The organism is Egicoccus halophilus (assembly GCF_004300825.1).
Classification (GTDB): domain Bacteria; phylum Actinomycetota; class Nitriliruptoria; order Nitriliruptorales; family Nitriliruptoraceae; genus Egicoccus; species Egicoccus halophilus.
In genome coordinates, this window is the sequence record NZ_CP036250.1 from 2,130,846 (window position 1) to 2,156,338 (window position 25,493).

21 protein-coding genes are annotated in these 25,493 nt (G+C 74.5%); 15 read left to right on the plus strand and 6 right to left on the minus strand.

From position 1 onward, the window contains the following. Nucleotides 1–6: 6 nt before the first annotated feature. The 4 genes from ELR47_RS09470 (at nt 7) to ELR47_RS09485 (ending at nt 5,590) form a co-directional block, all read left to right on the plus strand. A complete protein-coding gene (locus ELR47_RS09470) occupies nt 7–888 on the plus strand; it encodes a CheR family methyltransferase (protein ID WP_130649676.1) in 882 nt (293 codons plus the stop codon). After that, nucleotides 885–1,466: a chemotaxis protein CheB gene (locus ELR47_RS09475; RefSeq protein ID WP_130649677.1), complete on the plus strand. Its 582-nt coding sequence runs from the start codon at nt 885–887 to the stop codon at nt 1,464–1,466. The genes ELR47_RS09470 and ELR47_RS09475 overlap by 4 nt, the downstream gene beginning before the upstream one ends. Continuing rightward, the gene (locus tag ELR47_RS09480; RefSeq protein ID WP_130649678.1) at nt 1,463–1,840 is read left to right on the plus strand and encodes a response regulator transcription factor; all 378 of its coding nucleotides are present in this window, start codon (nt 1,463–1,465) and stop codon (nt 1,838–1,840) included. The genes ELR47_RS09475 and ELR47_RS09480 overlap by 4 nt, the downstream gene beginning before the upstream one ends. A 258-nt stretch (nt 1,841–2,098) precedes the next feature. Then, nucleotides 2,099–5,590, plus strand: a complete 3,492-nt coding sequence (locus tag ELR47_RS09485) for a glycoside hydrolase family 9 protein (RefSeq protein WP_130649679.1) — start codon at nt 2,099–2,101, stop codon at nt 5,588–5,590. 65 nt (nt 5,591–5,655) lie between these two features. Here ELR47_RS09485 and ELR47_RS09490 read toward each other — a convergent pair whose 3' ends face one another. From ELR47_RS09490 to ELR47_RS19115, 3 genes are all read right to left on the minus strand, one after another. Next, nucleotides 5,656–5,997, minus strand: a complete 342-nt coding sequence (locus ELR47_RS09490; protein ID WP_130649680.1) for a putative quinol monooxygenase — start codon at nt 5,995–5,997, stop codon at nt 5,656–5,658. Nucleotides 5,998–6,060: 63 nt separating this feature from the next. Next, complete coding sequence (locus tag ELR47_RS09495; RefSeq protein WP_130649681.1) at nt 6,061–6,345, minus strand: hypothetical protein; 285 nt, start codon at nt 6,343–6,345, stop codon at nt 6,061–6,063. Between the two features lie 12 nt (nt 6,346–6,357). Then, entirely contained in the window at nt 6,358–7,251 is an 894-nt protein-coding gene (locus ELR47_RS19115) for a glycosyltransferase family 2 protein (protein ID WP_205745172.1), read from the minus strand. Between the two features lie 228 nt (nt 7,252–7,479). Between ELR47_RS19115 and ELR47_RS09505 the strand changes: the two genes are divergently transcribed. The 9 genes from ELR47_RS09505 to ELR47_RS09545 are packed head-to-tail and all read left to right on the plus strand — an operon-like array spanning nt 7,480 to nt 17,708. Next, entirely contained in the window at nt 7,480–9,123 is a 1,644-nt protein-coding gene (locus ELR47_RS09505) for a carbamoyltransferase family protein (protein ID WP_130651306.1), read from the plus strand. Then, the gene (locus tag ELR47_RS09510) at nt 9,120–10,736 is read left to right on the plus strand and encodes an HAD-IIIA family hydrolase (RefSeq protein ID WP_130649682.1); all 1,617 of its coding nucleotides are present in this window, start codon (nt 9,120–9,122) and stop codon (nt 10,734–10,736) included. Before ELR47_RS09505 ends, ELR47_RS09510 begins: the two co-directional genes overlap by 4 nt. Continuing rightward, nucleotides 10,733–11,779 carry a glycosyltransferase family 9 protein gene (locus ELR47_RS09515; RefSeq protein ID WP_130649683.1) on the plus strand — a complete coding sequence of 349 codons (1,047 nt, stop codon included), beginning with the start codon at nt 10,733–10,735 and terminating at the stop codon, nt 11,777–11,779. The genes ELR47_RS09510 and ELR47_RS09515 overlap by 4 nt, the downstream gene beginning before the upstream one ends. Further along, entirely contained in the window at nt 11,776–12,714 is a 939-nt protein-coding gene (locus ELR47_RS09520; protein ID WP_130649684.1) for a glycosyltransferase, read from the plus strand. Before ELR47_RS09515 ends, ELR47_RS09520 begins: the two co-directional genes overlap by 4 nt. Continuing rightward, nucleotides 12,711–13,943 carry a glycosyltransferase gene (locus tag ELR47_RS09525; protein ID WP_130649685.1) on the plus strand — a complete coding sequence of 411 codons (1,233 nt, stop codon included), beginning with the start codon at nt 12,711–12,713 and terminating at the stop codon, nt 13,941–13,943. Before ELR47_RS09520 ends, ELR47_RS09525 begins: the two co-directional genes overlap by 4 nt. Further along, on the plus strand, nt 13,940–14,641 hold the full coding sequence (locus ELR47_RS09530) for a D-sedoheptulose-7-phosphate isomerase (RefSeq protein WP_130649686.1): 702 nt from the start codon (nt 13,940–13,942) through the stop codon (nt 14,639–14,641). The genes ELR47_RS09525 and ELR47_RS09530 overlap by 4 nt, the downstream gene beginning before the upstream one ends. Then, nucleotides 14,638–16,014: a D-glycero-beta-D-manno-heptose 1-phosphate adenylyltransferase gene (gene rfaE2 / locus ELR47_RS09535; RefSeq protein WP_130649687.1), complete on the plus strand. Its 1,377-nt coding sequence runs from the start codon at nt 14,638–14,640 to the stop codon at nt 16,012–16,014. Before ELR47_RS09530 ends, rfaE2 begins: the two co-directional genes overlap by 4 nt. Continuing rightward, entirely contained in the window at nt 16,004–16,720 is a 717-nt protein-coding gene (locus ELR47_RS09540) for an SDR family oxidoreductase (RefSeq protein WP_130649688.1), read from the plus strand. The genes rfaE2 and ELR47_RS09540 overlap by 11 nt, the downstream gene beginning before the upstream one ends. Nucleotides 16,721–16,724: 4 nt before the next feature. Continuing rightward, the gene (locus ELR47_RS09545; RefSeq protein WP_205745174.1) at nt 16,725–17,708 is read left to right on the plus strand and encodes a glycosyltransferase family 9 protein; all 984 of its coding nucleotides are present in this window, start codon (nt 16,725–16,727) and stop codon (nt 17,706–17,708) included. A 13-nt stretch (nt 17,709–17,721) separates the two neighbouring features. Here ELR47_RS09545 and ELR47_RS09550 read toward each other — a convergent pair whose 3' ends face one another. Continuing rightward, entirely contained in the window at nt 17,722–20,064 is a 2,343-nt protein-coding gene (locus ELR47_RS09550; RefSeq protein WP_130649690.1) for a glycoside hydrolase family 3 C-terminal domain-containing protein, read from the minus strand. Then, nucleotides 20,061–21,470, minus strand: coding sequence for a dihydrolipoyl dehydrogenase family protein (locus tag ELR47_RS09555; RefSeq protein ID WP_130649691.1), 1,410 nt, complete (start codon nt 21,468–21,470; stop codon nt 20,061–20,063). The genes ELR47_RS09550 and ELR47_RS09555 overlap by 4 nt, the downstream gene beginning before the upstream one ends. 198 nt (nt 21,471–21,668) lie before the next feature. On the opposite strand from ELR47_RS09555, the gene ELR47_RS18675 reads away from it, so the two are divergent. Next, a complete protein-coding gene (locus ELR47_RS18675) occupies nt 21,669–22,076 on the plus strand; it encodes a hypothetical protein (RefSeq protein WP_130649692.1) in 408 nt (135 codons plus the stop codon). A gap of 79 nt (nt 22,077–22,155) precedes the next feature. Next, nucleotides 22,156–23,103, plus strand: a complete 948-nt coding sequence (locus ELR47_RS18680) for an L-threonylcarbamoyladenylate synthase (protein ID WP_130649693.1) — start codon at nt 22,156–22,158, stop codon at nt 23,101–23,103. Nucleotides 23,104–23,134: 31 nt separating this feature from the next. On the opposite strand, the gene glgP is transcribed toward ELR47_RS18680, so the two are convergent. Next, the gene (glgP, locus tag ELR47_RS09570; protein WP_130649694.1) at nt 23,135–25,249 is read right to left on the minus strand and encodes an alpha-glucan family phosphorylase; all 2,115 of its coding nucleotides are present in this window, start codon (nt 25,247–25,249) and stop codon (nt 23,135–23,137) included. Nucleotides 25,250–25,493: the final 244 nt, after the last annotated feature.

The following is a 25,493-nucleotide window of genomic DNA, read 5'->3' on the forward strand; positions in this document are numbered from 1 at the left end:
TGGCCGATGAGCGGACCCGCCGGTCCCGTCGATCCCGCCGACGGCGCCGGTCCGCCGCCGGTGGCGACGGCCGACGTCGAGGACGTCGAGCTCGACGTGCTGCTCGAGGCCATCCAGCGCGTGTACGGCTACGACTTCCGCAACTACGCCCGCGCCTCGTTGCGTCGGCGGTTGTGGCGGCGGGTGACGGCCGAGGGCCGCTCGAGCCTGTCGGGCCTGCTCGAGGAAGTGCTCCACGACCCGGGCGCGATGGAACGACTGCGCGTCGACCTCTCGGTGACCGTGACCAGCATGTTCCGTGACCCGCCGTTCTTCCTCGCCCTGCGTGAGCAGGTGGTGCCGCTCCTGGCGACCTACCCGTTCGTGCGCATCTGGGTGGCGGGATGCGCCTCGGGGGAGGAGGTCTACTCCCTGGCGATCCTGCTGCGCGAGGAGGGCCTCGGCGACCGGGTGCGCATCTACGCCACCGACGTCAGCGACGAGATCCTCGAGCGGGCCCGTGCGGGCCGGGTACCGCTCGACAAGATGCGGACCTATTCGTCCAACTATCTCGCCGGCGGCGGACGCGACGGCCTGTCTCGGTACTACGAGGTCGAGGGACGCTGGGCGCGAATGGACCCGTCCCTGCGCGACGGTGTGGTGTTCGCCCGCCACAACCTCGCCACCGACGGGACGTTCAACGAGTTCCACCTGATCCTGTGTCGCAACGTGCTGATCTACTTCGACCGGATCCTCCAGCAGCGGGTCCACCAGCTGTTCGACGACAGCCTGGTGCCGCTGGGGTTGCTCGCCCTGGGGGCGCGCGAGTCCCTCGTGGGCTCACACCTGCAGGCCACCTACGAGACCGTCGATGCCGAGGTCCGTATCTACCGGCGGTCCGGAACGTGAGCGCGGTCCGGCGGCTGCTGGTGGTCGGCGGCTCGTGGGGCGGGATCACCGCGAGCCAGAGCGTGCTGCGCGCGCTCGAGCTGCCCGCCGACGCGGCCACGGCACTCGTGTTGCACCGGCAGCCGATCCGCAGTGCCCTGGCCGAGGTCCTCGGCCGGGGGATCGGCTGTCCGGTCGAGGAGGCCGAGGACAAGATGCCGCTGGCGCCGGGTAGGGTCTACGTCGCGCCGCCCGACTACCACCTGCTCGTCGAGTCCGGTTGGCTGTCGCTGTCCACCGAGGAACCGGTGAAGTACAGCCGGCCGGCGATCGACGTGCTGCTGGAGTCCGCGGCCGATGCGTTCGGACCCCGGCTCGTCGCGGTGATCCTCACCGGCGCGAGTACGGACGGGACGGACGGTGCCAGGGCGGTGCGTCGTCGCGGAGGGACGGTGATCGTGCAGGACCCCAGAACGGCAGAGCAGCCGGTCATGCCCCAGTCGGTCGTCACGGCGGGGTTGGCCGACGTGGTCGCGCCCCTGCGCGACCTGCCGGCGGTGATCGCCCGGGCCGTCGACCGGGCAGGAGCGTCCGCGTGAGTGACAAGATCCGCATCCTGATCGTGGACGACGATCCCCAGTTCCGCCACCTGGTGCGCCTGGTGCTCCGCAGCGCCGACGACTTCGAGTTCGTCGGCGAGGCCTCCGACGGACAGGACGGGGTGGCGCAGGCCGAGTCGCTCGCGCCCGACGTGGTGTTGCTCGACCTGATGATGCCCGAGATGGACGGTTTCCAGGCCCTGCCGCTGATCCGGGCCGCGCAACCGCGGACCGCCGTCATCGTGCTGACGGCGCTGGACGCCGAGGAGGCGGCGGAGGGCATGCTGCTCGGCGCCACCGGCTTCGTCGAGAAGCGGCACATCACCGACCGGCTCGAGCCACTCATCCGCCGCTGCGCCGACGCCTCCGCCTGAGTCGGCGACCCGTCGAGCGAGGGGACGGACCCCGCCCGTGGCGCGCTCTCGGGGACCGGCGCGCCCGACGGGTCGGACAGCGCACGCCGAGGCCCGGCGCTGCATCGGTTCAGTAGGCTCCGGCGTGGGAGCGCTCCCACGCCGGTCGATCTGGTCGCTTGCCGCGATGCGCCACGCATCGTGCTCGACCGCATCGAAGGCCGGGAGCCGAGGCGGACGAGACGGCCGGGGATCCGGCCGGCAGGGAGGGCGACGCACATGGCGTGGACACGGACGCGATCGGGGCCGATCGCGGCACTGGTGGCACTGCTCGGGCTGCTGGCGACGACACTGGTGGCGGTGCCCGACGCCGCGGCCCAGGAGACACCGACCAACCTGGTGCCCAACGGCGACTTCGCCGAGGGCACGGCGAACTGGTGGGGACTCGACGACGCCGCCTTCGCCGACGGCGAGGCGTGCTTCACCGCGCCGCGCGGGGACATCGGCAACTGGGCGACCAACGAGCTCACCCCGGGACAGAGCTACGAGTTCGCCTTCACGGCGCGCGTGACCGAGGAGACCCGCGAGCTCGCCGCACGGGTGCAGCCCGACGGGGCGCAGGCACCGGACCACGACGTCTCCGAGACCGTGACCCTGACCGACGAGGCGAACCGCTTCTCCTGGCGCTTCACGGCCGGTCCCTACAGCGGCGACGTCGGTACGGCCAGCAACCGCGTCATCTTCGACACCTCGGGCCCGGCGGGCACGGTGTGCCTCTCTCAGGTCGAACTGCGGCCGATCAGCGAGCTGCTGAGCAACCCCACCTTCGACGGGCAGGACCCGTGGTGGACCAGCGACGGGGTCGCGCTCGCCGACGACGGCACCGGACGGTTGTGCCGCACCGTCCCGGCCGGCGGCGAGGCCTGGGACGTGCTGCTCGGTCAGGGTGGGGTGGAACTCGAGGAGGGCCGCACCTACACGGTCTCGGTCGCGGCCTCGGCCTCGCCGCAGTCCACGGCACGGGTCGTGATCCCGATGCCGGGACGGGACTGGCCGCCGTTGTACGTCGCCGATCTGACCCTGCGTCCTGACGGGCAGGCCTTCACCGCCTCGTTCGAGGCGGAGGCCGACGCGTCGACCCAGTTCCAGTTCGAGCTCGGGGGCAACCCGGAGCCGTTCGAGCTCTGCCTGACGCTGGCCTCGCTGACGACCGGAGGCGACGTGGCCGGGTACGAGCCGGACACCGGCCCGCGCGTGCGGGTCAACCAGGTCGGCTACCTCCCGCACGGGCCCAAGCGCGCCACGCTGGTGACCGACGCCGACAGCCCGTTGGCCTGGCAGCTGCAGGACGCCGACGGGACCATGGTGGCGACCGGTCGCTCCGAGCCGCGCGGGTTCGACCCCTCGGCCGGGCTGAGCGTGCACCACCTCGACTTCTCCGCCTTCACCGGCAGTGGCCGGGACTTCACCCTGGTCGCCGACGACGACACGAGCTACCCGTTCGACATCTCGGCCGAGCTCTACGCCGACCTGCGTCGCGACGCGCTGGGCATCTACTACACCCAGCGGTCCGGCTTCGAGATCGTCCCCGTCGAGGTCGACGGGGAGCTGCGCAAGACCGAGTACGTCCGCCCGGCCGGGCACGTGAGCGAGTTCGGCGGCGACGACGTCAACCAGGGTGACTTCGGTCTGCCGTGCCTGCCCAACGAACGGTTCCAGGCCGCGGGTGGGACCCAGTACGGCGGCTTCGACCACTACGGCCGCGAGGGCTGGCACTGCCCGCAGGGCTACACCGTCGACGCGCACGGCGGCTGGTACGACGCCGGTGACCACGGCAAGTACGTGGTCAACTCCGGCATGACCGTCTACCAGCTGCTGTCCACCTACGAGCGCAACCAGTTGGCGCGGGTCGCCGACCGCGGGGCACTCGGCGACGCGACGCTGGTCATCCCCGAGCGCGGCAACGGGGTGCCCGACGTGCTCGACGAGGTGCGTTGGAACCTCGACTGGATGCTGCGCATGCAGGTCCCGGCCGGCACGTCGATGGCGATCGAGGGCGAGGAGTTCGACGCGGGCGGCCTCGTGCACCACAAGCTGCACGACATCGCCTGGACGGGACTGAACACCCTGCCGCACGAGGACCCGATGCCCCGCTTCGTGCACCGGCCCTCGACGGCGGCGACGCTCAACCTCGCCGCCGCGGCGGCGCACGGTGCCCGTGTCTGGGCGGACGTCGACCCGGCCTACGCCGACGAGCTGCTCGCCGCGGCCCGCCGGGCATGGGCCGCGGCCAACGCCCATCCCGACATCCTGGCGCCCAACACCAACGACCTCGACCCGGCGCCGGGCGGCGGGCCGTACGACGACGACGAGCTCGGTGACGAGTTCTACTGGGCGGCCGCCCAGCTGTACCTCACGACCGGTGAGGCCGGATTCGCCCAGGCCGTGACCAGCTCGCCCTACCACGTCGGCGGGGAGCGGGGAGACCTGTGGTCGCCCACCGGCTTCGACTGGGGCGCGACCGCGGCCGCCGGCCGGCTGGACCTGGCGACGGTGCCGAACGGCCTGGAGGACCGGGCGGCCGTGATCGCGTCGGTGCGCGAGGGGGCGGACCGCTACCTCGCCACCCAGCGTGCCGAGCCGTTCGGGCACCCCTACGGGCCGCAGCGCTACGACTGGGGCTCGACGCACCAAGTGGTCAACAACGCGGTGGTCATCGCCACCGCCTACGACCTCACCGGTGAGCGGCGCTACCTCGAGGGCGCGGTCGAGGCCGCGGACTACGTGCTCGGCCGCAACGCCCTGAACAACTCCTACGTCAAGGGGTACGGCTCGCACTACTCGCAGCGGATGCACAGCCGCTGGTACGCGTCCGCCGACCGGTTGCCGCCGTTCCCCGACGGCAAGCTCGCCGGCGGTCCCAACAGTGGCATCCAGGACCCGGTGGCGCAGGCCAACCTGCAGGGTTGTGCCCCGCAGGCCTGCTACATCGATCACGTCGACTCGTGGTCGACCAACGAGACCACGATCAACTGGAACGCCGCCCTGTCGTGGTTCGCGTCCTGGCTCGACGACATGGGTGACGGTCGTCCCGACCACCCGGGTCTGCCGCCGGGTGTCGAGCCGCCGCTGGCCGAGCAGTACGAGCCGTGGTCACGCGGGGTCGAACGGGTCTGCGACGGCACGGCGACCCTGCCGTTCACCGACGTCGGCGCGTCCGTCCACGCCGAGCTGATCGCCTGCCTGGCCGACCTCGGGCTCACCGAGGGCGTCGGTGACGGCCGGTACGGCCCGGCCGGCATGGTGTCGCGCGGCCAGCTGGCGACCTTCCTCGACCGGATGCTGCGACACGCCGGGGCGCCGCTGCCCGACGCGCCGCGGGCGTTCCCCGACACGGCCGGCAACGTGCACGCCGGGGCGATCGACCGGCTCGCGGCCGCGGGCATCGTGCAGGGCATCCGTGGCGGCACCTACGCGCCGCGGGCGGCGGTCACCCGCGCCCAGGCGGCCACGATGGTGGTCAACACGCTCGACCTGCTCGACGACGGCGAGCACAACCGTTCGCTGGCGCTGGGGGAGGACCTGCACGCCTTCGCGGACGTGACCGAGGCCACCCACCACCGCGCCGCGATCGAGGTGCTCGCCTGGCACGGCGTGGTGCAGGGCTTCCGCGACGGCTCGTACGGGCCCGGTCGCTCCCTGCGCCGGGACCAGATGGCCGCGCTGCTGCTGCGGTCGTTGGACCTGGCGACGGAGTCGGACGAGGACTGAGCGCCGCGCCGACGCGGCCGCGCCCGGACCCGACGCGGGTCCGGGCGCGGCCGTTGCCGGTGCACTCAGCCGAGCTCGTCGTGCCCGTCGTGCCCGGCAGCCGGTAGCCCCTTGGTCCGGGTCGGCCGGGAGAACCACACCTCGGGTTCCCTGGCGAGCAGGCCGTCGAGCCGGGACCCGAAGCGGGCGGCGGCCTCGGTCGCGCCGTGGACGTCGAGGGCGTCGTCGTCGGCGTACAGCTCGTACATCACCACCGCGTCGGGTTCGTCGCGGTCCCGGTGGGCGGCGTAGACCAGCGTGCCGGCCTCCTGCTCGGCCGCGTCCGACATCTCGTCGACGGCGGCCGCGAGTTCGTCGCCGGACCCGGGGTGGGCGGTGAAGCGGGCGTGGACGGCCAGCGGTGGCATGCGTGCTCCTCGAAGTTCGACGCCGGCCGCGGGTGCGACCGGCGTCCGTCGGGTGATCCGATGTCAGTCGCGGGAGACCAGCTTGAAGAACGTGCTCGTCTCGCCGTCGGCCTTCTGCTCCTGGTAGAGGAAGGCCAGCTTCTCGGCCTCGAACTTGTCGAACCACACGTCCCAGTCGACGTGCTCGAGTTCCGATTCGTCGGCGCCGTGTCCCTGCACGTCGAGCGTGAGCACGCCCGGGCCGCCGTCGGCCTCCTCGGTGCCCCGCGGGGTCGCCGGGACCGCGTCGCGGGCCTCGGCCCAGGAGCGGATCTCGTCGTGGTCGGTGGTGGTCGTGCTCTCGCTCATCGCTCGGCCTCCTCAGGGCGTCGAGGAGGATCGTTCCGCCCGCGCCACGCGTCGGAGGTCGGCTTCCACGTCCGGGAGGACGGGGCTGCGCTCGCCCAGGACCCGTGGCAGGTCCCGGACGGCCTCCACCACGCCGGCGCGGGCGGCGGGGTCACGCGCCGCGTGCACCAGGGTCTCGCCGGTGACACGCAGGGCCGATCCCGCCGGACGGCGCAGCCAGGCGGTCCACAACCGGTTGCGGGTCGTGCGTCGGCGGCGGCCCGGCCGCTCGCCGGTGGCGTCGGGCGCGTGGCGGGCACGTACGCCGGCGACGTGGACACTTCGCCAGCCGGCGCTGCGCAGGTCGAGGGCCAGCAGCTCCTCCTCGCCACCGATGTGCATCCGTTCGGCGAACCCGCCGACGGCGAGGAACGCCTCGCGCCGCACGACCGCGCCGCAGGCGACGAAGCCGAGGACCTCGGGTCCGGGCAGGTCCGTGCGGACGAGCGGGCTCGCCGCCAGCAGCGCGTTGGTCGGGTCCTCGCGTCCGCCGTCGACCCCGACGTCGATCGCGGCGGCGAGCAGACCGACGTTCGGATGGGCGTCCAGGACGTCGGCGGCCCGGCGCAGGGCACCCGGCTCCCACCACGAGTCGTCGTCCGCGAAGGCGACGTAGGGCGCGTCGACGGCCGCGACCCCGAGGTTGCGGGCGGCACTGCCGAGGTTGCGGGGAGCGCGTACGAGGCGGACCTGCGGGAAGTGGCGCGCGACCTGTTGGGCGGTCGCGTCGGGGGAGGCGTCGTCGACCACCACGACCTCGGGCCGCTCCGGCAGGGCGAGCAGGCGGGGCAGGGTGGCGAGCACCCCGGCGCAGCGGTCGAAGGTCGTCATCACGACGGCGATGCGCCGGTCGGCCGGGTCGGGCACGCGAACGTCTCCGGGAGGGGGGTCGGACTCTGAGGATTCGAGCGCTTCTCCGGGGGAGAAGTGGCCCCGTCCACCGTCCCCCGTCCTGATCCAGTCCACTGCGGCAGCGGTGACCGTCCGGCCACCCGCGACGAGCGGGCGGGGTGCGCCCCGCATGGTGCGGTGCGGCACATCGACCCGTCGGGTCGAACCGACCCGCGGGAAGCGAAAGGCGCCGTGTTGGCGAACGTGCTGGGGATCAACGCCGTCTTCCACGATCCGGCGGCCGCGATCGTCGTGGACGGCCGCATCGTCGCGGCGGCGGAGGAGGAGCGGTTCTCGCGCCGCAAGCACGGCAAGCAGGCGGTGCCCTTCTCGACGTGGGAGCTGCCCGAGCGGGCGATCCGGTTCTGCCTCGAGCGTGCCGGGTTGCGTCCCGAGGACCTCGACGCGGTCGCCTACTCCTACGACCCCGCCCTCGCGCCACCGTCGACGGGGGACCTCACCGGGGACGCCTGGGAAGGGCTGCGCACGCTCTACGCCGAGCGCGCCGACCGCTTCCTGACCACCGCCCTGCCGGGCCTGTCGGCGGACGTCGTGCGGCACGTCCCCCACCACGTCGCCCACGCCGCCTCGGCGTATCTCGCCGCCCCCTACGACGGCACCTGCAGCGTGATGACGCTCGACGGGCGGGGTGAACGGCAGACCTTCCTCGCCGGACGGGTCCGCGACGGCGACCTCGAGGTGCTCGCGAGCCAGGAACTGCCCCACTCGCTCGGGCTGCTGTACGAGGCGCTCACCGAGCACCTCGGCTTCCTCCGCTCGAGCGACGAGTACAAGGTCATGGCGATGGCCTCGTACGGCGAGCCGCGCTGGATCGAGCAGCTGCGCGAGGACGTGCGCGTCACCGACGACGGCGGTTTCACGGCGCCCGAGGACTACGACTTCTCCCGGTTCGTGCCCCGCTGGACGCCCGGTGACGAGATCAGCCGCCCCCACGCCGATCTCGCCGCGACCGTGCAGACCCGCCTCGAGGAGGTGCTGCTCGACCTCGCGAACCGGCTGCACGAGCGCACCGGCGACCGGCGCCTCGTGATGGCCGGCGGCATCGCCCTCAACTGCGTCGCCAACTCGCGTCTGTGGCGGGAGGGCCCGTTCGAGGAGATCTGGGTACAGCCCGCCGCCGGCGACGCCGGTACGGCGCTCGGCGGCGCGCTCCACCTCGCCCACCAGCTCGGGGACCGGGTGCAGCCGATGACGACGGCCGCGCTCGGCAGCGACTTCGACGACGCGAGCATCGAAGCCGCCCTGCGCCACGCACGCGTGGCCTACGAGCGGCCCGACGACCTCGCCGAGGTGGTCGCCGAGACGCTGGCCGCCAACGGCATCGTGGCGTGGTTCCAGGGCGCCGCGGAGTTCGGACCGCGTGCGCTGGGCCACCGCTCGCTGCTGTGCAGCCCGATCGACCCGGAGAACACCGAGCGGCTCAACGTGGTCAAGGGCCGCGAGCAGTTCCGCCCGGTCGCGCCGATGGTCCACCTCGACCGCGCCGCCGAGGTCTTCACCGACGGTCCGCTGCCGAGCCCCTACATGCTGTTCACCCACACGGTCCACAACGGCTGGGCCGAGCGCATCCCGGCGGCCGTCCACGTCGACAAGAGCGCCCGCGCGCAGACGGTCGACCCGGTCACCGAGCCGCTCGTGGCGCGGATGCTGGCGGCCTTCGAGGCACGGACCGGCGTCCCGGTCGTGATCAACACCAGCCTGAACACCGCCGGGCGGCCGATCGTCGACAGTCCGCAGGACGTGCTCGAGTGCTTCGGGTCGGCGCCGATCGACCTGCTGGCCATCGGCCCGTTCGTCGTGCGTCGCCCCGACGTGGTCGTCGCGTGAGTCGTCGCCCCCTCGCCTACGACGTGGTCGTCCCGACCGTCGGACGCCCCTCGCTGGCCGCGTTGCTCGACGCGCTGGCCGCCGGCCCGGGCCCGTTGCCCGAGCAGGTGCTGGTCGTCGACGACCGCAGCGCGCCGAGGACGCCCCTGCTGGCGTCCGCCGTGCCGGAGGCGCTCGCCGACCGGGTGCGGGTGCTGACCGCCGGGGGACGCGGACCGGCAGCCGCCCGCAACGTCGGTTGGCGCGCGGGTACGGCGCCGTGGGTGGCGTTCCTCGACGACGACGTGCTGCCACCGGTCGGCTGGCGCGCGGCCCTGCACGCCGACCTGGTCGATCTGCCAGCCGAGGTCGGCGGGTCGCAGGGACGCCTGCGGGTGCCCCTGCCCGACCAGCGCCGTCCGACCGACTGGGAGCGCAACGTCGCCGGGCTCGAGACGGCGCAGTGGGCCACGGCCGACCTCGCCTACCGCCGGGTGTCCCTGGCGGCCGTCGGCGGCTTCGACGAGCGCTTCCTCCGGGCCTACCGGGAGGACGCCGACCTCGGGCTGCGGGTGACCGGGGCAGGGTGGCGCATCGTGTCGGGCACGCGCGTCATGGTCCACCCGGTCCGGCCGGCCGATCCGTTCGTGAGCGTCCGTCTGCAGCGCGGCAACGCCGAGGACCCGTTCCTGCGCGCCCTGCACGGGCCGGACTGGCGGGAGCGGGCCGGTGTCCCCGCCGGCCGCCGACCGTGGCACCTGGCGACCACCGGGGTGTTGCTCGCGGCCGTGGGTGCGGCGGCCGCCGGCAACCGGCCGCTCGCGCGGTGGGCGGGGGTCGCCTGGATCGGGCTGACGACCGACTTCGCGTGGCGACGGATCGCTCCCGGCCCGCGCTCGGCCCGGGAGGTGACCACGATGGCTGCGACCAGTGTCGCGATCCCGCCGGTGGCCACCTGGTACTGGTTGCGCGGCCTGGCGGGCCTGCCCGTTCGACGGCGCCGTCCCGCGCCGGTCCCGGGTCCGGTGGCCCGACCGTCGGCGTCGGCGTCGGCGTCGGCGTCGGCGTCGTCGGCGGACGGCACCGGCCGGCCGGCCGCCGTGCTGTTCGACCGCGACGGCACCCTGGTGCACGACGTGCCCTACAACGGTGACCCGGCGGCCGTTCGTCCCGTCGACGGTGCCCGCCGGGCGCTCGAGCGGCTGCGCGCCGCGGGCGTGCCGACGGCGGTGGTGAGCAACCAGTCCGGCGTGGCGCGGGGACGGATCACCCGTGCGCAGGTCGACGCGGTCAACCGCCGGATCGACGAACTGCTGGGCCCGCTGGGGCCCTGGTTGGTCTGCGAGCACGGACCCGACGACGGCTGCCACTGCCGCAAGCCGGCGCCGGGGCTCGTCGAACAGGCCGCCGCCGCACTGGGTGTCGACCCTCGGGACTGCGTCGTGATCGGCGACATCGGTGCCGACATGCAGGCCGCAGCCGCCGCCGGTGCGCGCGGCATCCTCGTGCCGACCCCGATCACCCGCGCCGAGGAGGTCGCCGCGGCCGCGGAGGTGGCGCCGGACCTGGCCGCAGCCGTCGACGCGGCGTTGCAGGGCTCCTCCACGTCCTCGTCCGGTGAGGACGCGGCATGACGCGGGTCCTGGTGGTCCGTCCCGACAACAACGGTGACGTCCTGCTCGCCGGTCCGGCGCTGCGGGCGCTGGCCGCGGACGCCGAGCACGTCACCCTGTGGGTCGGGCCGCGGGGCCGGCTGGGTGCCTCGTCGCTGCCCGGGGTCGACGAGGTCGTCGTGCGCACCCTGCCGTGGATCGACCCGGCGCCGGCGGCCGTCGACGGGGACTGGCTCGAGGAGACGGTGGCGTTCGCGTCCGGGCTGCGGGCCGACCGGGCGTTCGTGCTCAGTTCCTTCCACCAGTCGCCGCTGCCGACCGCGCTGTGCCTGCGTGCGGCTGGCGTGCCGTGGATCGGGGCCACCAGCGAGTACTACCCGGGGTCCCTGCTCGACCTGCGTCACCGCATCGACGACGACGTGCACGAGGTCGAGCGATCGCTGGATCTCGTGGCCGCCGCCGGCCACCGACTGCCCGACGGGGACGACGGGCGCCTGCGGGTGCGCCCGACCACGCGGCCGAACCCGGTCCCGGCGGGAGCGCCGTACGTGGTCGTGCACCCCGGCGCCTCGGTCCCGGCCCGGGCCTGGTCGCCGGAGCGCAACCGCGCCGCGGTCGGCGCCCTCGAGGCCGCCGGGTGGCGCGTGGTGGTCACCGGTGCGCCCGACGAGACCGACCTGACGCGGACGGTCGCCGCGGGAGCTCGGACCACGCTCGACCTCGGCGGTCGCTGCGACTGGGAGGAACTCACGGTCGTCCTGCGTGACGCGGCCGCCGTGGTCGTCGGCAACACCGGTCCGGCCCATCTCGCGGCCGCGGTGGGGACGCCGGTGGTCTCGCTCTACGCCCCCACCGTTCCGGCCGTGCGCTGGCGGCCGTGGCAGGTCCCGCACGAACTGCTCGGCCAGCAGGACATCGGCTGCGCCGGCTGCCGGGCGCAGGTCTGTCCGGTCGCCGGCCACCCCTGCATCGGTCGCGTCGTCCCGGACGACGTGCTGGCGGCCGTCACCCGACTCACCGGCGGTGTCGCGGACCCGGTCGCGCCCGCGGAGGTACCCGCATGAGGATCCTGCTCTGGCACGTGCACGGTTCGTGGACCACGTCCTTCGTCTCGGGCGAGCACACGTACCTGCTCCCCGTGCTGCCCGACCGCGGGCCCTACGGACGCGGCCGGGCCCAGACGTGGGACTGGCCGGCGAACGCGGTCGAGGTGAGCCCGGCCGAGGCGGCCGAGGCCGACGTCGACCTCGTGGTCCTGCAGCGGCCGGAGGAGCTGACCGGCCTGGCCGAGACCTGGCTGGGTGGGCGCGTCCCGGGGCGTGACCTGCCGGCCGTCTACGTCGAGCACAACGCGCCGCAGGGACGGATCAACGACCTGCGCCACCCGGCGTGCGACCGCGACGACCTCGTGGTCGCCCACGTCACCCACTTCAACGCCCTGCTGTGGGACACCGGCCGCACCCGCAGCACGGTCGTCGAGCACGGCATCGTCGACCCGGGGGAGCGCTACACCGGCGAGCTCGACCGGGCCGCGGCCATGGCCAACGAACCCGGCCGTCGTGCCCGGGTGACCGGGACCGACCTGTTGCCCCGCTTCGAGGCCATGGTCCCCGTCGACCTCTACGGCCTGGGCACCGAGGAGGTCGGCGGACACGGCAACCTCACCCACGAGGAGCTGCACGACGTGATCGGCCGCCGGCGGCTGTACCTGCACCCGTACCGGTGGACCTCGCTCGGCCTGGCGTTGCTCGAGGCGATGCACGTCGGCATGCCCGTCGTCACGCTCGACACCACCGAGGCCTCGGAGGCGATCCCGTCGGGGGCCGGCATCGTGTCCAACCGCTTCGACGTCCTCGAAGCGGGCATCCGGGAGCTGCGCAACGACCCGGAACATGCCCGCGCCATGGGCAAGGCCGCCCGTGCCGCCGCGCTCGAGCGTTTCGGTCTCGCCCGGTTCCTCGCGGACTGGGACCAACTGCTGCAGGAGGTGGTTCGATGAGGATCGCCCTCGTCTCCGAGCACGCGAGCCCGCTCGCGCTGCTCGGCGGTGCGGACGCCGGCGGACAGAACGTCTACGTCGCCGCCCTCGCCCAGGAACTCGGACGTCGTGGCCACCGGGTGGTCGTCCACACGCGGCGGCAGGACGAGCACACGCCGCGACGGGTGCGCTTCGCCGACAACGTCGTCGTCGACCACGTCGATGCGGGGCCGCACGCGCCGATCCCGAAGGACGACATCTGGCCGCACATCGACGCGTTCGCCGCCGATCTCCGACGGGCGTGGCGCCAGGACCGGCCCGAGGTGGTGCACAGCCACTTCTGGATGTCGGGCATCGCGGCGCTCGAGGCGGCGGCCCCGCTCGGGCTCCCCGTGCTGCACACCTACCACGCCCTGGGCAACGTCAAGCGCCGTCACCAGGGCGCCGCCGACACCTCCCCGCCCGATCGTGAGCCCGCCGAGCAGCGCATCGTCGCCGAGGCGGACCGGATCGTGGCCACCTGCTCCGACGAGGCGTTCGAGTTGCGCCAGCTCGGGGCGCAGATGTCACGCGTGTCGATCGTCCCCTGTGGGGTGAACCTCGACAACTTCGGCCCCGAGGGACCGGCGCGGTCACGTGACCCGGCGTTCGCGCACCGGATCGTGTGCGTGAGCCGGCTGGTGCCGCGCAAGGGCATCGACGACGTGGTCCGCGCCCTGGCCGAGGTCCCCGACACCGAGCTGGTGGTCGCGGGCGGTCCGAAGGTGGCCGCCCTCGACACCGACCCGGAGGTGGGTCGCCTGCGCCAGATCGCCGAGGAGCTCGGAGTCGGCGAGCGCGTCCGGTTCGTCGGCGCCCTCGAGCGCCACCAGGTCCCGCCGCTGCTGCGCAGCGCCGATGTCGCGGTCACGGTGCCCTGGTACGAGCCGTTCGGGATCGTGCCCCTGGAGATCATGGCGTGCGGGGTCCCGGTCGTCGCCTCGGCCGTCGGCGGCATGATCGACACCGTCGTGGACGGCGTGACCGGACTGCACGTCCCGCCCCGGGAGCCGGACGCGGTCGCGGCGGCCCTGCGGCACCTGCTCGACGACGGCGGGCTGCGCGATCGGCTCGGGGCCGCTGGTGCCCGGCGCGTCCGTCGGCGCTACACCTGGGCGCGGGTCACCGACGGCGTCGTCGACGCCTATCAGCAGGCGATCACCGGCGCGGCCGGTCGTCGTCGCAACGGCATCCGGTTGGTGAACTCATGAATGACGCGACGCGACTGCCGACGGCACGCGAGCACACGGCCCGGCTGATCGAGGCCCTCCGGGCGGTCGAGCCCGAGCTGACGACCGTGGAGCACTGGGGGCGCCACCTCGCCCGGGTCCTCGGCGACGGTGGTCGGGTGCTGGCCTGCGGCAACGGTGGCAGCGCCGCCGACGCCCAGCACTTCACCGCCGAGCTCGTCGGCCGCTACCGCGACGACCGGGCCCCCTTCAGCGCGATCTGCCTGTCCTCCGAGACCTCGAGCCTGACCGCGATCGGCAACGACTACGGCTACGACGAGGTGTTCGCGCGGCAGGTCCGGGGCCACGGTCGCCCGGGCGACGTCCTGCTGGCGATCTCGACGTCGGGGACGAGCGCGAACGTGCTGCGGGCCGCGGAGGCGGCCCGGGAGGTGGGCGTGGAGGTCTGGTCGCTGACCGGCCCGGGACCGAACGCGCTGAGCGAGCGCAGCGACGCGTCGGTGTGCGTCGATGCCCCGGCCACCGCGACCGTCCAGGAGGTGCACGGGGTGCTCGTCCACGCCGTCTGTGCGGCGTTCGACCGGGTGGTCCTCGGCCTTGACGACGTCGAGGGCAACCCGACCGACCTGCTCGCGGCGACGGAGGACCCGCCCGGGAACGGCGCCGTGGTGATCGACGTGCGTGACAAGGTGCGGACGGCGCGGGGAGGTGCCCGATGAGCCGTCTGACCGTGATCGGCGACGTCCTGCTCGACCGCGACGTCGAGGGGGAGGCGTCGCGGTTCACGCCCGACGCGCCGGCCCCCGTGCTCGACGAGCGCGAGGTCCACGCCCGTCCGGGCGGCGCCGGGTTGGCGGCCGTGCTGGCGGCCGCCGACGGCCACGAGGTCACCCTCGTCACGGCGCTCGCCGACGACGCCGGTGGGGCGGAGCTGCGCGAGCTGCTGGAGCGTGCCGGCGTCCAGGTCGTCGACCTCGGGCTCGCCGGGCCGACCAGCGAGAAGATCCGTCTGCGCGCCGGCGGTACCTCGCTGGCCCGCTGGGACCGGGGTCGGCGCACGGACGCCGCCGACGTCGGTGCCTGGACGTCGGCCGCGACCGCGGCGCTCGACACGGCGGACGGCGTCCTGATGGCCTGCTACGGCCGCGGGGTGAGCGCCTCGCCCGGCGTACGTGCGGCGTTGACGGCGGTCCGCGCCCCGGTGGTGTGGGACCCCCATCCCCGCGGCGCCGCCCCGACCTCGAACACGACCGTGGCCACGCCCAACGACGCCGAGGTGCGCGCGCTCGTCCCCGAGCCGGCCGGGGACCGGCTCGACGCCGTCACCGCCCGCGCCGAGGGGCTCCTGGCCGCCTGGGGCATCGGCGGACTGGCGGTCACCCGTGGCGCCGACGGGGCGTTGTTCACGCGCGGTGCCGGGATGCCGCTCGTCGTACCGGCTCCCACCGTGGGCACCGGTGATCCGTGCGGCGCGGGGGACCGGTTCGCGTCCCGCCTGGCGGGGGAGCTGGCCGCAGGTCAGCTGGCGCCCCATGCCGTCGCCGCCGCCGTCGCGGCCGCCTCCCGGTTCGTCGCCGCCGGTGGCGCCGGCGCGGTGCGCATCGGCGAGCCGCCCACGCCGACGGACGAACCGCACGGGGACGCACGCGCACTGGTCGAGCAGGTCCGTGCCGTCGGCGGCACCGTGGTCGCCACCGGTGGCTGCTTCGACCTCGTCCACGTCGGTCACGTGCAGGTCCTCGAGGCGGCCCGCGCCCTGGGCGACTGCCTGGTGGTCTGCCTCAACTCCGACGACTCGGTCCGGCGGCTCAAGGGGCCCAACCGCCCCATCGTGCCGCAGGACGACCGCGCCGAGCTGCTGCGTGCGCTCGGTTGCGTGGACGAGGTGGTGGTGTTCGACGAGGACACCCCCGTGGAGGCGCTGCGGCGGCTCCGACCCGACGTGTTCGCCAAGGGCGGCGACTACGGCGGTTCCCGCATCCCCGAGGCCGACGTGCTCGCCCAGTGGGGTGGGCAGGTCGTGACCCTGCCCTATCTCGAAGGCCGTTCCACCACCCGCATCCTGCAGGAGGTCACCCGACGTGACAGCTGACAACCCCACCCCCGGCACCCCGCGCACCCTCGGCAACGTGATCGTCACCGGCGGGGCATCCGGCCTCGGTCGTGCCGTGGCTCGCAAGGTCGCCGACGGCGGTGGTACGCCGTGGATCCTCGACGTCAACCCGGGCGAGGACGGCTTCGAGCAGGAGACGGTCGACCTCGCCGACACCCGCGCCGCCGAGGAGTCGGTCCGCAAGATCGTCGAGCGTGCCGGTGGTCTCGACGCGGTCGTCACGGCCGCCGCCATGGACACCCCGGCGGACTTCGCCGAGACCGACCGCGAGACCTGGGAGCGCATCGTCACCGTCAACCTGTTCGGGACGGCCGCCGTGGTGCGTGCGGCCCTGCCGGCGCTGAGCGAGGCACAGGGGACCGTCGTCACGGTCGCCTCCACCCTGGGGTTGCGGGCGCTGCCGGCCGCGACCGCCTACGCCGCCTCCAAGCACGGCGTCGTCGGCTTCACCCGGGCGCTGGCGATGGAAGTCGGCGGCAAGGTCGGCGTGACCATGCTGGTGCCCGGCGGCATGGCCACGCACTTCTTCGACGACCGGGACGAGCAGTTCAAGCCGGCTCCCGACCAACTGCTCAACGACCCGGCCCACGTCGCCGAGGCGGTGCTGTTCGCCCTGCGTCAGCCGGCCGGCTGCGAGGTCCGCGAACTGCTCATCACCCCGTCGGTCGAGCCGTCGTGGCCCTGAGCCGGTGACCGACGTGCCGACCCGGCCGGTACTGCTGGTCCTGCGGGCGCTCGGACTGGGCGACCTGCTCACCGCGGTGCCGGCCCTGCGTGGCCTGCGTCGCGCCTTCGTGGGGCACGAACTGGTCCTGGCCACCCCTCGGTGGCTGGGACCGCTCGTCGGGCTCGTCGACGTCGTCGACCGGCACCTGCCGGTCGGCGAGCTCGAACCGCTGCCCGCGACGCTGACCGACCGCGTCGACGTGGCCGTGAACCTGCACGGCAGCGGGCCGCAGAGCGCGCGTCTGCTGCTGGCGCGACGACCCGGTCGCCTGGTCACGTTCGCGCACCCGCAGGTGCCCGACGCTGCCGGCGGGCCGGTGTGGCGCGACGACGAGCACGAGGTCGTGCGCTGGTGCCGGCTCGTCGAAGCTGCCGGCGCCGACGCCGATCCCACCGAGCTCGACCTGCGCGCCCCCACCCCGACCGGACCGGTGGCCGCGGCGGCGCGGGGGGCGACGGTCGTCCACCCGGGCGCGAAGTCGGGGGCCCGTCGCTGGCCCGCCGGACGCTTCGCGGCGATCGCCGCCCGTGAACGTCGGCGGGGCCGGCGCGTGGTGGTCACCGGCTCCGCGGGGGAGCGTGCGCTCGCGCTCGAGGTCGCCGGTGCGGCCGGTCTGCCGGAGACCGACGTGCTCGCCGGGCGACTCGACCTCGCAGAACTCGCCGGGGTGGTCGCGGCGGCCGGACGCGTCGTGTGCGGCGACACCGGGGTGGCCCACCTCGCCACGGCGATGGGGACGGCGTCGGTGGTGCTGTTCGGCCCCACCCCGCCCACGACCTGGGGGCCACCCGTCGAGCGCGCCGACCGTCACCGGGTGCTGTGGGCGGGCCGGCGTGGCGATCCGCTCGCCGACGAGCCCTTCGCGGGGCTGCTCGCCCTGTCGGTCGACGACGTGGCGCGCGAACTCGACGCCCTCGACGCCGAGACCGTGGCGGGCACCCGCTGACGGCCGGCGACCGTCAGCGTCGCCGCCGGGAAGGCTGCAGGTCGAGCACCCGCAGGACCCGGTCGAGGGCAGCCAGTGACGGGCGTCCCTGCCCGAACAGCACCAGCGAGCGCAGCGGCGACTCGCGCAGGATCGTCGCGAACATGCGGCGGGTCGCCGCGTCGGGTTCGTGCAGCGATCCGAGCATCGCCCGGCTCGCCGCCCGCGCCAGCAGCGGCTGCACCGCACGCCCGAGCGGCGTCGCCGCGAGGTCGTCGAGCGTCGAGTTGCGGTGCAGCGGGAGCACCGGGTCCGCATCGGGGACCTCCCGCCCGAACATGGCCGCGAACGTCGCCTCGTCGGCGAGCGGCTCGGGCCGGTGTGGCGAGGCCGGCACCTCGGACTCGCCGTCGACCTCGATGCGCACCCGCTCGCGCACGTCCACCGACGAGGCGGCGACCCGCACCTCGAACGTGCCGGCCGCGACCAGCCAGTCCCGGCGCTCGACGTCCCAGTGCGCGAAGGCGCGCGGGCCGAGGTCGACGTGCACCCGCTCGGCCTCCCCGGGCGCCAGGTGGACCTTGGCGAAGCCGCGCAGCTCCTGGGCCGGGCGGTGCACCGTCGCGTCGACGTCGGCGACGTAGACCTGCACGGCCTCGCTGCCGGCACGCTCGCCGGTGTTGGTCACGGTCACCGACACGGTGAAGCGCTGGCCGGCGCCGTTCACCTCGACCTCGGACCACGCGAAGGTGGTGTAGGAGCCGCCGTGGCCGAAGGGGAAGCGGGCCGGCACCGCGAACGTGTCGTGGAACCGGTACCCCACGTGCAGGCCCTCCAGGTAGCGGACCTGACGCGGCTCCCCGGGGAACGCGGCGGAGGCCGGCAGGTCCTCGGCCGCCACGGGGAAGCTCTCGGCCAGTCGCCCGCCGGGTTCGGCGTGGCCGAGCAGCACGTCGACGATCGCGCTGCCGCCGGCCTGTCCGGCCAGGTAACCCTCCACCAGTGCTGCGGGCCGGTCGGCCCACGGCAGTTCGACCGGCGCGCCGTTGGCGAGGACGACCACGGTCCGGGGGTTGACCGCCACGACGGCCTCGACCAGACGGGTGTGCCCGTCGGGCAGCCGCAGGTGGTCGCGGTCGAAGCCCTCCGACTCGTAGGCGCCGGGGAGCCCGGCGAACACCACGGCCACGTCCGCGTCGCGGGCGGCCGCAACGGCGGCCTCGACCAGCGTGTCGGTGGTCGAACCGTCCAGCGCGTAGCCGGGGGCGAACGCGACGCGGGTGTCGTCGCCGAGTCGGTCGCGGAAGGCGTCGAGTGCCGTGTCGAGCCGGGTGGGCGTGACCTGGGAGCTGCCCGCCCCCTGGTAGCGGGGTCGCGTCGCGAAGCCGCCGATCACGGCCAGGCGGCCCGGGGACGCCAGCGGCAGGATCCCGTCGTTGGTCAACAGCACCGTGCCGGCCGCGGCGGCGCGGCCGGCCAGGACGTGATGGGCCTCGGCGTCGTCGGCGCCCGCGAGCCCGTCGGCCACGGCCGACTCGGCCCGCTCGGCCAAGCGCGCGAGCCGTGCCACGCTGCGCTCCACCGCGGCGGCGTCGAGCTTCCCGCGCTCGACCGCGGCGACCACCTCGCGGTCGAACGCCTTGCCACTGGTGGGCATCTCGAGGTCGAGCCCGGCGGCGACCGCGGCGGCCCGGTCGTTGACGGCACCCCAGTCGCTCATCACGACCCCGTCGAAGCCCCACTCGTCGCGCAGGACGTCGGTCAACAGCCAGCGGTGGTCCGAGCAGTAGGTGCCGCCGACCCGGTTGTAGGCGCACATCACCGTCCACGGTGCCGACTCGCGCACGGCGATCTCGAACCCGGTCAGGTACAGCTCGCGCAGCGTGCGGTCGTCGACGAGCACGTCGACGACCATGCGTCCGGCCTCCTGGTTGTTGACGGCGAAGTGCTTGAGACAGCCTCCGACCCCCTGGGACTGCAGCCCGCGCACCATCGCGGCCGCCATCCGGCCCGACAGCAGCGGATCCTCCGAGAAGTACTCGAAGTTGCGTCCGCCGGCCGGGTGCCGCTTGAGGTTGAGCCCCGGTCCGAGCAGCACGTCGACGTCGCGGGCGCGCGACTCACGACCGAGCGCGGCGCCCACCTGCTCGATCAGGTCGAGGTCCCAGCTGGCCGCCAACGACGACGCGGTCGGGAAGCAGGTGGCCGGCAGGGCGCTACCGATCCCGAGCTGGTCGGCGTCGGGCCGGCGGACCCCGTGCGGGCCGTCGGCCACCACGACCGGTCGGTGCCCCTCGACGGCCTCGGTGCTCCAGTTGTCGCGGCCGGAGAGGAGCCGGACCTGCGTGGCCAGGTCCTCGGACGTGGGGGAGGTCATCGTCGGCCTTCCGTTCGATGCTGTTCGAGGAGGCGCAACCACACCTCCGAGATGGACGGGAACGGCGGCACCGCATGCTCCAGGCGCGACAGCGGCACCTCGCCGACGATCGCGACCGTGGCGGCGTGCAGCAACTCGCCCGCACCGGGGCCGACGAAGGTGGCACCCACCACGACGTCCCTCCCGGTGTCGATCACCAGGTGGGCGAGCCCGCGCAGGCCCTGACCGAGCAGGGACGCGGCGGCGACGCTGTCGAGACCGACCTGCCGTTCGACGACGTCGAGCCCGGCCTCGCGGGCCTGCCGTGAGGTCAGCCCGACGGAGGCGACCTGCGGGTCGGTGAAGACCACCCGGGTGAGCGCCCGCCGGTCGGCCCACGGCGGGTCCACCTCGAGGTCGGCGAGCGCGTCGCCCACCAGGCGGGCCTGGTACTTGCCGTGGTGGGTCAGCAGCGCCCGACCGTTGGCGTCGCCGACGACGAAGAGCCAGGCGTGTCCGGGCACGCGCAGGTGGTCGTCGACCGCGACGACGCCCCGGGGGCCCGGCTCGACGCCGACGGTGTCGAGGCCGAGGTCGTCACTGGGGACGCGACGACCGACGGCGACGAGCAGTTCGTCGGCGACGAGCGTGCGATCGTCGGCGAGTCGGAGCTCGACCGGGGCGTCGTCGCTCGCGCGCTGCACCTCGACGGCCTCCGCGCCGAGCTCGACGCGGATCCCGTCCACGCGCAGGGCGTCACCGAGCAGTTCGCCGGCGGCCGGTTCCTCGGTGGACAGCAGTCGCGGTCCGCGCTCGACCAGCGTGACCTCCTCGGACCCGAGCCGCCGCCAGGCCTGTGCCAGCTCCACCCCCACGGCGCCACCGCCGAGGACCAGCAACCGGCGGGGGACCGCGGACGCCTCGGTGGCGGCACGGTTGTCCCATACCCGGGTCCGATCGAGACCTTCGATCGGCGGAGCGGCACTGCGGGTGCCGACGGCGACGACGACCCCCCGGCGTGCGGTCAGGTGACGGGTCGTGTCGTCCGCGGTGGTGACCTCGACCGTCCGGGGGCCGGCCAGACGCGCCTGTCCCCGGACCAGCGTGATGTCGGCCTCCCGGAGCCACGACACCTGCCCCTGGTCGTCGAACCCGGACGCGGCACGGTCGCGGGCCCGGAGCGCGGCCTCGGCGTCGATGCTCCCGGTCACCGCGGTCGCGGCACCCGGGACGGCGCGCGCGGCCGCCAGCACCTCCCCGGGACGCAGCAGCGCCTTGGACGGCATGCACGCCCAGTAGCTGCACTCCCCGCCGACGAGCTCCCGTTCGACGACCACCACCGACAACCCGTGTCGGCGCGCACGGTCGGCCACGTTCTCGCCGGCGGGGCCGGCGCCGATCACCACGACGTCGTACTCGTCGACCATGCTCCGCTCCCTGTCGGCCACGTGTCTAGCGGGTCGGGGCCTCGGGCGCGAGCCGCCGACGCGGTCGCGTACCGTGAACCACCCTCCCAGTCCAGCTGAGTCGAGGCACGGTTACCGCCGTCCGTTGGGCCCACCGCGGAACCACCGTCCGGCCTTGCGGCAGGCTGCCTCGGTCCACCACCGGAGGGAGGACGCGGTATGGGCTCCGAACGACCCCGCGCTCGCCGTCTGGTCGTCGACGGTGCGGACGACCTGGCCGTGGTCGGCACGGACGTTTTCCAGCACGACCTGTGGGAGCTCGCCGCCACGAGGGACGGGTCCGGTGAGCCGTTCCAGCTCCGCGTGGAGCTGCATCCGGTGCTCCCGCGCTCCCTGCGCCAGGCACGTCGCGTGGCGGTCGTCGGTCCGCACGGCCACGAGTTGGGGGAGCTGCCGGTCGAGACCGCCGAGGAGTGGCACACCGGCCTGCAGCTGCTGGCCTCGCTGGTACCGCCCTACGTGCTGGCGTGCAACGCCGAGGCCTGGCACACCGACGGCGCGCCGGGGGGTCCCCTGCAGCTCACCCTGCACCTCGACCTCGAGGAGCTGGCCCGGCTCACCGGCTGACACCTCGTCCTCGCGGGGCTGGCCTATCCTGACCTGCTCGCAGCGACCCCGAGTCGAGCCCGGCAGGGAGGAGTCGACCGTGACGGTCCCCGTCGACCCCGCGGCGCTGGCCCGCGCCGCGGCGGCCCTGCGGGCCGGCGGGCTGGTGGCCTTCCCGACCGAGACGGTCTACGGACTGGGCGCCGACGCCCTGCGCGCCCCCGCCGTCCGGAGGATCTTCGCGGCCAAGGGGCGGCCCGCCGACAATCCGCTGATCGTGCACCTCGCCGACGACGAACAGGTGCCGACGGTGGCGGTCTGGACGCCGCTCGCACGTGGCTTGGCGCGCGAGTACTGGCCCGGGCCGTTGACCCTGGTGCTCGACGCGCACCCGCGGGTGCCGGCGGTCACGACGGGTGGTCTGGCCAGCGTGGCGGTCCGCATTCCCGATCACCCGGTCGCGCAGGCGCTGCTGCACGCGAGCGGTCTGCCGGTCGCGGCCCCGTCGGCCAACCGTTCCGGCCGACCCTCGCCGACGCTGGCCGACCACGTCACCGCCGACCTGGGAACCGCCGTCGACGTGGTCCTCGACGGCGGACCGACGACGGTCGGGGTCGAGTCCACGGTCGTCGACGCCCGCGGGGAGCGTCCGGTGGTCCTGCGTGAGGGCTCGGTGACCCGGGAGTCGCTCGGTCTGCTGGGGGCGGCGACCCCCGACGCCCGGCGGGCCTCGCCCGGTACCCGCTACCGGCACTACGCCCCGCGGTGTCGGGTCGAGCTCGCCGCTCCGGCCCGGGCCGCCGCCGCCGCCCGGCATCTGGCGGCCAGTGGTGCCCGGGTGGGCCTGGTGGCCCGCGCGCCGGCGCCCGACGACGTCCTCGAGATCGGCCGCTTCACGGATGCCGCTGACCTGGCACGCCGGCTCTACGGCCTGTTGCGGGACGCCGAGGACGCGGGCGTCGACGTGCTGGTCGTCGAGACCGTCCCCGAGGCCGGCGTCGGGCGGGCGGTCCAGGACCGCCTGCGCCGGGCCGCCGGCCTCGCGTGAGACGTCCGCGCTCGTGCGGTCGGCACGTCGGTCAGACCGCCTCGGAGCGGGCAGGCACCAGGCGGTACGCCCCGGTGACGTAGTCGCCGACCATGCGGTGGGTCGAGAAGGTCGGGGCGAGCAGCCCGATCGCGTCACGCATCATCGTGACCCAGCGGTGCGGCACGCCGTCGTGGTCGCGGTCGTAGAAGGTGGGGACCAACTGCTCGGCCAGCAGGCGGTAGAGCGCGTCGGCGTCGGCGGCGGCACGGGCGTGCTCGTCGCCCCCCTCCTCGCGGTCACCGATGGCCCACCCGAAGCCCACCTCGGCGTGCGGGGCGAGGTCGGCGACGGCCTCGTCCCACCAGCCGTCGAGGATCGACAGGTTCAGCACCCCGTTCATCGCGGCCTTCATGCCCGAGGTCCCCGACGCCTCCAGTGGGCGCAGCGGGTTGTTGAGCCACACGTCCACCCCCGCGACCAGGGAGCGGGCCAGGTCGAGGTCGTAGCCCTCGAGGAAGACCAGCCGGCCCTTGAGCCGCGGGTCGCGTGACAACCCGACCAGGTGCTGGATGAGGTGCTTGCCGGCGTCGTCGCGCGGGTGCGCCTTCCCGGCCACGAGCACCTGTACGGGACGCTCGTCGTCACCGAGGATGGCCGCGAGCCGGTCGAGGTCGTGCGCGAGCAGGGTCGCGCGCTTGTAGGTCGCGAACCGGCGGGCGAAACCGATCGTCAGCGCGTCGGGGTCCAGCCCTCGGCCGTCGGTGCCGACGCCCAGCCGACGACGCTGCGTTGCCAGCCGGTCGCGCGCCTCGCCGACGAGGCGGCGCCGCGCACGCACGTGGGTGCCCCACAACATGGCCGGCTCGATCTTGGCGACGTCCTGCCACACGGCAGGTCCCTCCCCGGCCCGCCAGTCGTCACCGAGCCGGGCGTCGAAGAGTGCCGCCAGCTCCGGGCCGACCCACAGTCCGGGGTGCACGCCGTTGGTCACGTGCCCGATCGGGACGTCGTCCACCGCGCGGTCGGGCCACAACCGGGCCCACATCCGGCGCGACACCTCACCGTGGAGGCGGGCGACGCCGTTGGCGCGGCCGGCCAGGGCGAGCGCCAGCACCGTCTGGGACCACCGTTCCTCACCGGGTGCCGTGGCCAGCTGCCACAGCGCCGGGAAGTCGACCTGCAGCTCGCCGGCCAACGGACCGAGGTGGTACGCGGCGAGGTCCCAGCCGAACTCGTCGTGGCCGGCCGGCACCGGGGTGTGCGTGGTGAACACCAGCTCGCGGCGCACCTGCTCGATGGCCGCGGGCAGGTCCGCACCGGCGCGTAGGTGCGTACGCAGCCGCTCGAGACCGGCGAAGGCCGCGTGGCCCTCGTTGAGGTGGTGGACCGCGACCTCGACCCCGAGCGCCTCCAGCAGGCGCGCGCCGCCGACCCCGAGCACGAGTTCCTGGCGGAGGCGCAGGTCGTCGTCGCCGCCGTAGAGCTGCCCCGTGATGTCCCGGTGGTGCGGCAGGTTGGCCTCGACGTCGGTGTCGAGCAGGTAGAGCGAGATCCGGCCGACGGCGACGTGCCAGGCCTGGGCGACCACGCGGCCGTCACCGATGGGCACCTCGACGGTCAGCCGCTGGCCGTCGGCGCCGACGACCGGGCTGACCGGGGCGCGGTGGAAGTCGTTGCGTGCCGGTTCGGCGTGCTGCCATCCGGACGCGTCGAGCCGCTGCAGGAAGTAGCCGTCGCGGTAGGCCAGACCGATCCCCACCAACGGGATGCCGAGGTCCGACGCGGACCGCAGGTGGTCACCGGCGAGCACGCCGAGCCCACCCGAGTAGGTGTGCAGGCAGTCGGCGAGGGCGAACTCCGCCGAGTAGTAGGCGACCACGCGGCTCGCGTCGCCCCCACTGCGGGCGTACCACGTGTCGTCGGCGTCGAGGTAGGTGGCGAGTTCCTCGGCGGCGTCCTGGACCCGGGCGGCGTAGCCCGGCCGCCGGGCAGCCGCGTCGAGTTGGTCCCCGCACTGCTCGAGCAGGCGGACCGGATCGTGCCCGGTGCGCTCCCAGGCGACCGGGTCGAGCTCCTCGAAGACGGCGCGGGTCGGGCCGTACCAGGCGAAGCGCAGGTTCAGCGCGAGCCGGCCGAGGTCGGTCGCGAGGCGGGAGCGGAGCATCGAGGGTCCTGACAGACGGAGCGGAGCGCGGCGGCGCGCGCGGTAGGAAACCGGTCGGCCGGGTGGTGCGCGACTGCAGGGGGCGGACGGCCCGCTTCCCGGGGCCGTCCGACTGCTGCACGCGCAGTCGCGCACGCCGTGCGCACCACCTGGTGTCGTCGAGTCGGACGTGGTCCGGCGCGCGGAGCGAGCCGGCGGGGTGGCACGGCGAGCGCGCCGGTCGTCCCGTCGTTGGTCGGTGCCG

Excerpts from the sequence above, each read along its gene's own strand:
- rfaE2 (WP_130649687.1), top strand. The coding sequence starts at position 14,638 with ATGAGCCGTCTGACCGTGATCGGCGACGTCCTGCTCGACCGCGACGTC.
- ELR47_RS09515 (WP_130649683.1), top strand. The coding sequence starts at position 10,733 with ATGACGCGGGTCCTGGTGGTCCGTCCCGACAACAACGGTGACGTCCTG.
- ELR47_RS09550 (WP_130649690.1), bottom strand. The coding sequence starts at position 20,064 with ATGACCTCCCCCACGTCCGAGGACCTGGCCACGCAGGTCCGGCTCCTC.
- ELR47_RS09490 (WP_130649680.1), bottom strand. The coding sequence starts at position 5,997 with ATGCCACCGCTGGCCGTCCACGCCCGCTTCACCGCCCACCCCGGGTCC.
- glgP (WP_130649694.1), bottom strand. The coding sequence starts at position 25,249 with ATGCTCCGCTCCCGCCTCGCGACCGACCTCGGCCGGCTCGCGCTGAAC.
- ELR47_RS09520 (WP_130649684.1), top strand. The coding sequence starts at position 11,776 with ATGAGGATCCTGCTCTGGCACGTGCACGGTTCGTGGACCACGTCCTTC.
- ELR47_RS09555 (WP_130649691.1), bottom strand. The coding sequence starts at position 21,470 with ATGGTCGACGAGTACGACGTCGTGGTGATCGGCGCCGGCCCCGCCGGC.
- ELR47_RS09530 (WP_130649686.1), top strand. The coding sequence starts at position 13,940 with ATGAATGACGCGACGCGACTGCCGACGGCACGCGAGCACACGGCCCGG.
- ELR47_RS09485 (WP_130649679.1), top strand. The coding sequence starts at position 2,099 with ATGGCGTGGACACGGACGCGATCGGGGCCGATCGCGGCACTGGTGGCA.
- ELR47_RS09470 (WP_130649676.1), top strand. The coding sequence starts at position 7 with ATGAGCGGACCCGCCGGTCCCGTCGATCCCGCCGACGGCGCCGGTCCG.
- ELR47_RS09525 (WP_130649685.1), top strand. The coding sequence starts at position 12,711 with ATGAGGATCGCCCTCGTCTCCGAGCACGCGAGCCCGCTCGCGCTGCTC.
- ELR47_RS18675 (WP_130649692.1), top strand. The coding sequence starts at position 21,669 with ATGGGCTCCGAACGACCCCGCGCTCGCCGTCTGGTCGTCGACGGTGCG.
- ELR47_RS09495 (WP_130649681.1), bottom strand. The coding sequence starts at position 6,345 with ATGAGCGAGAGCACGACCACCACCGACCACGACGAGATCCGCTCCTGG.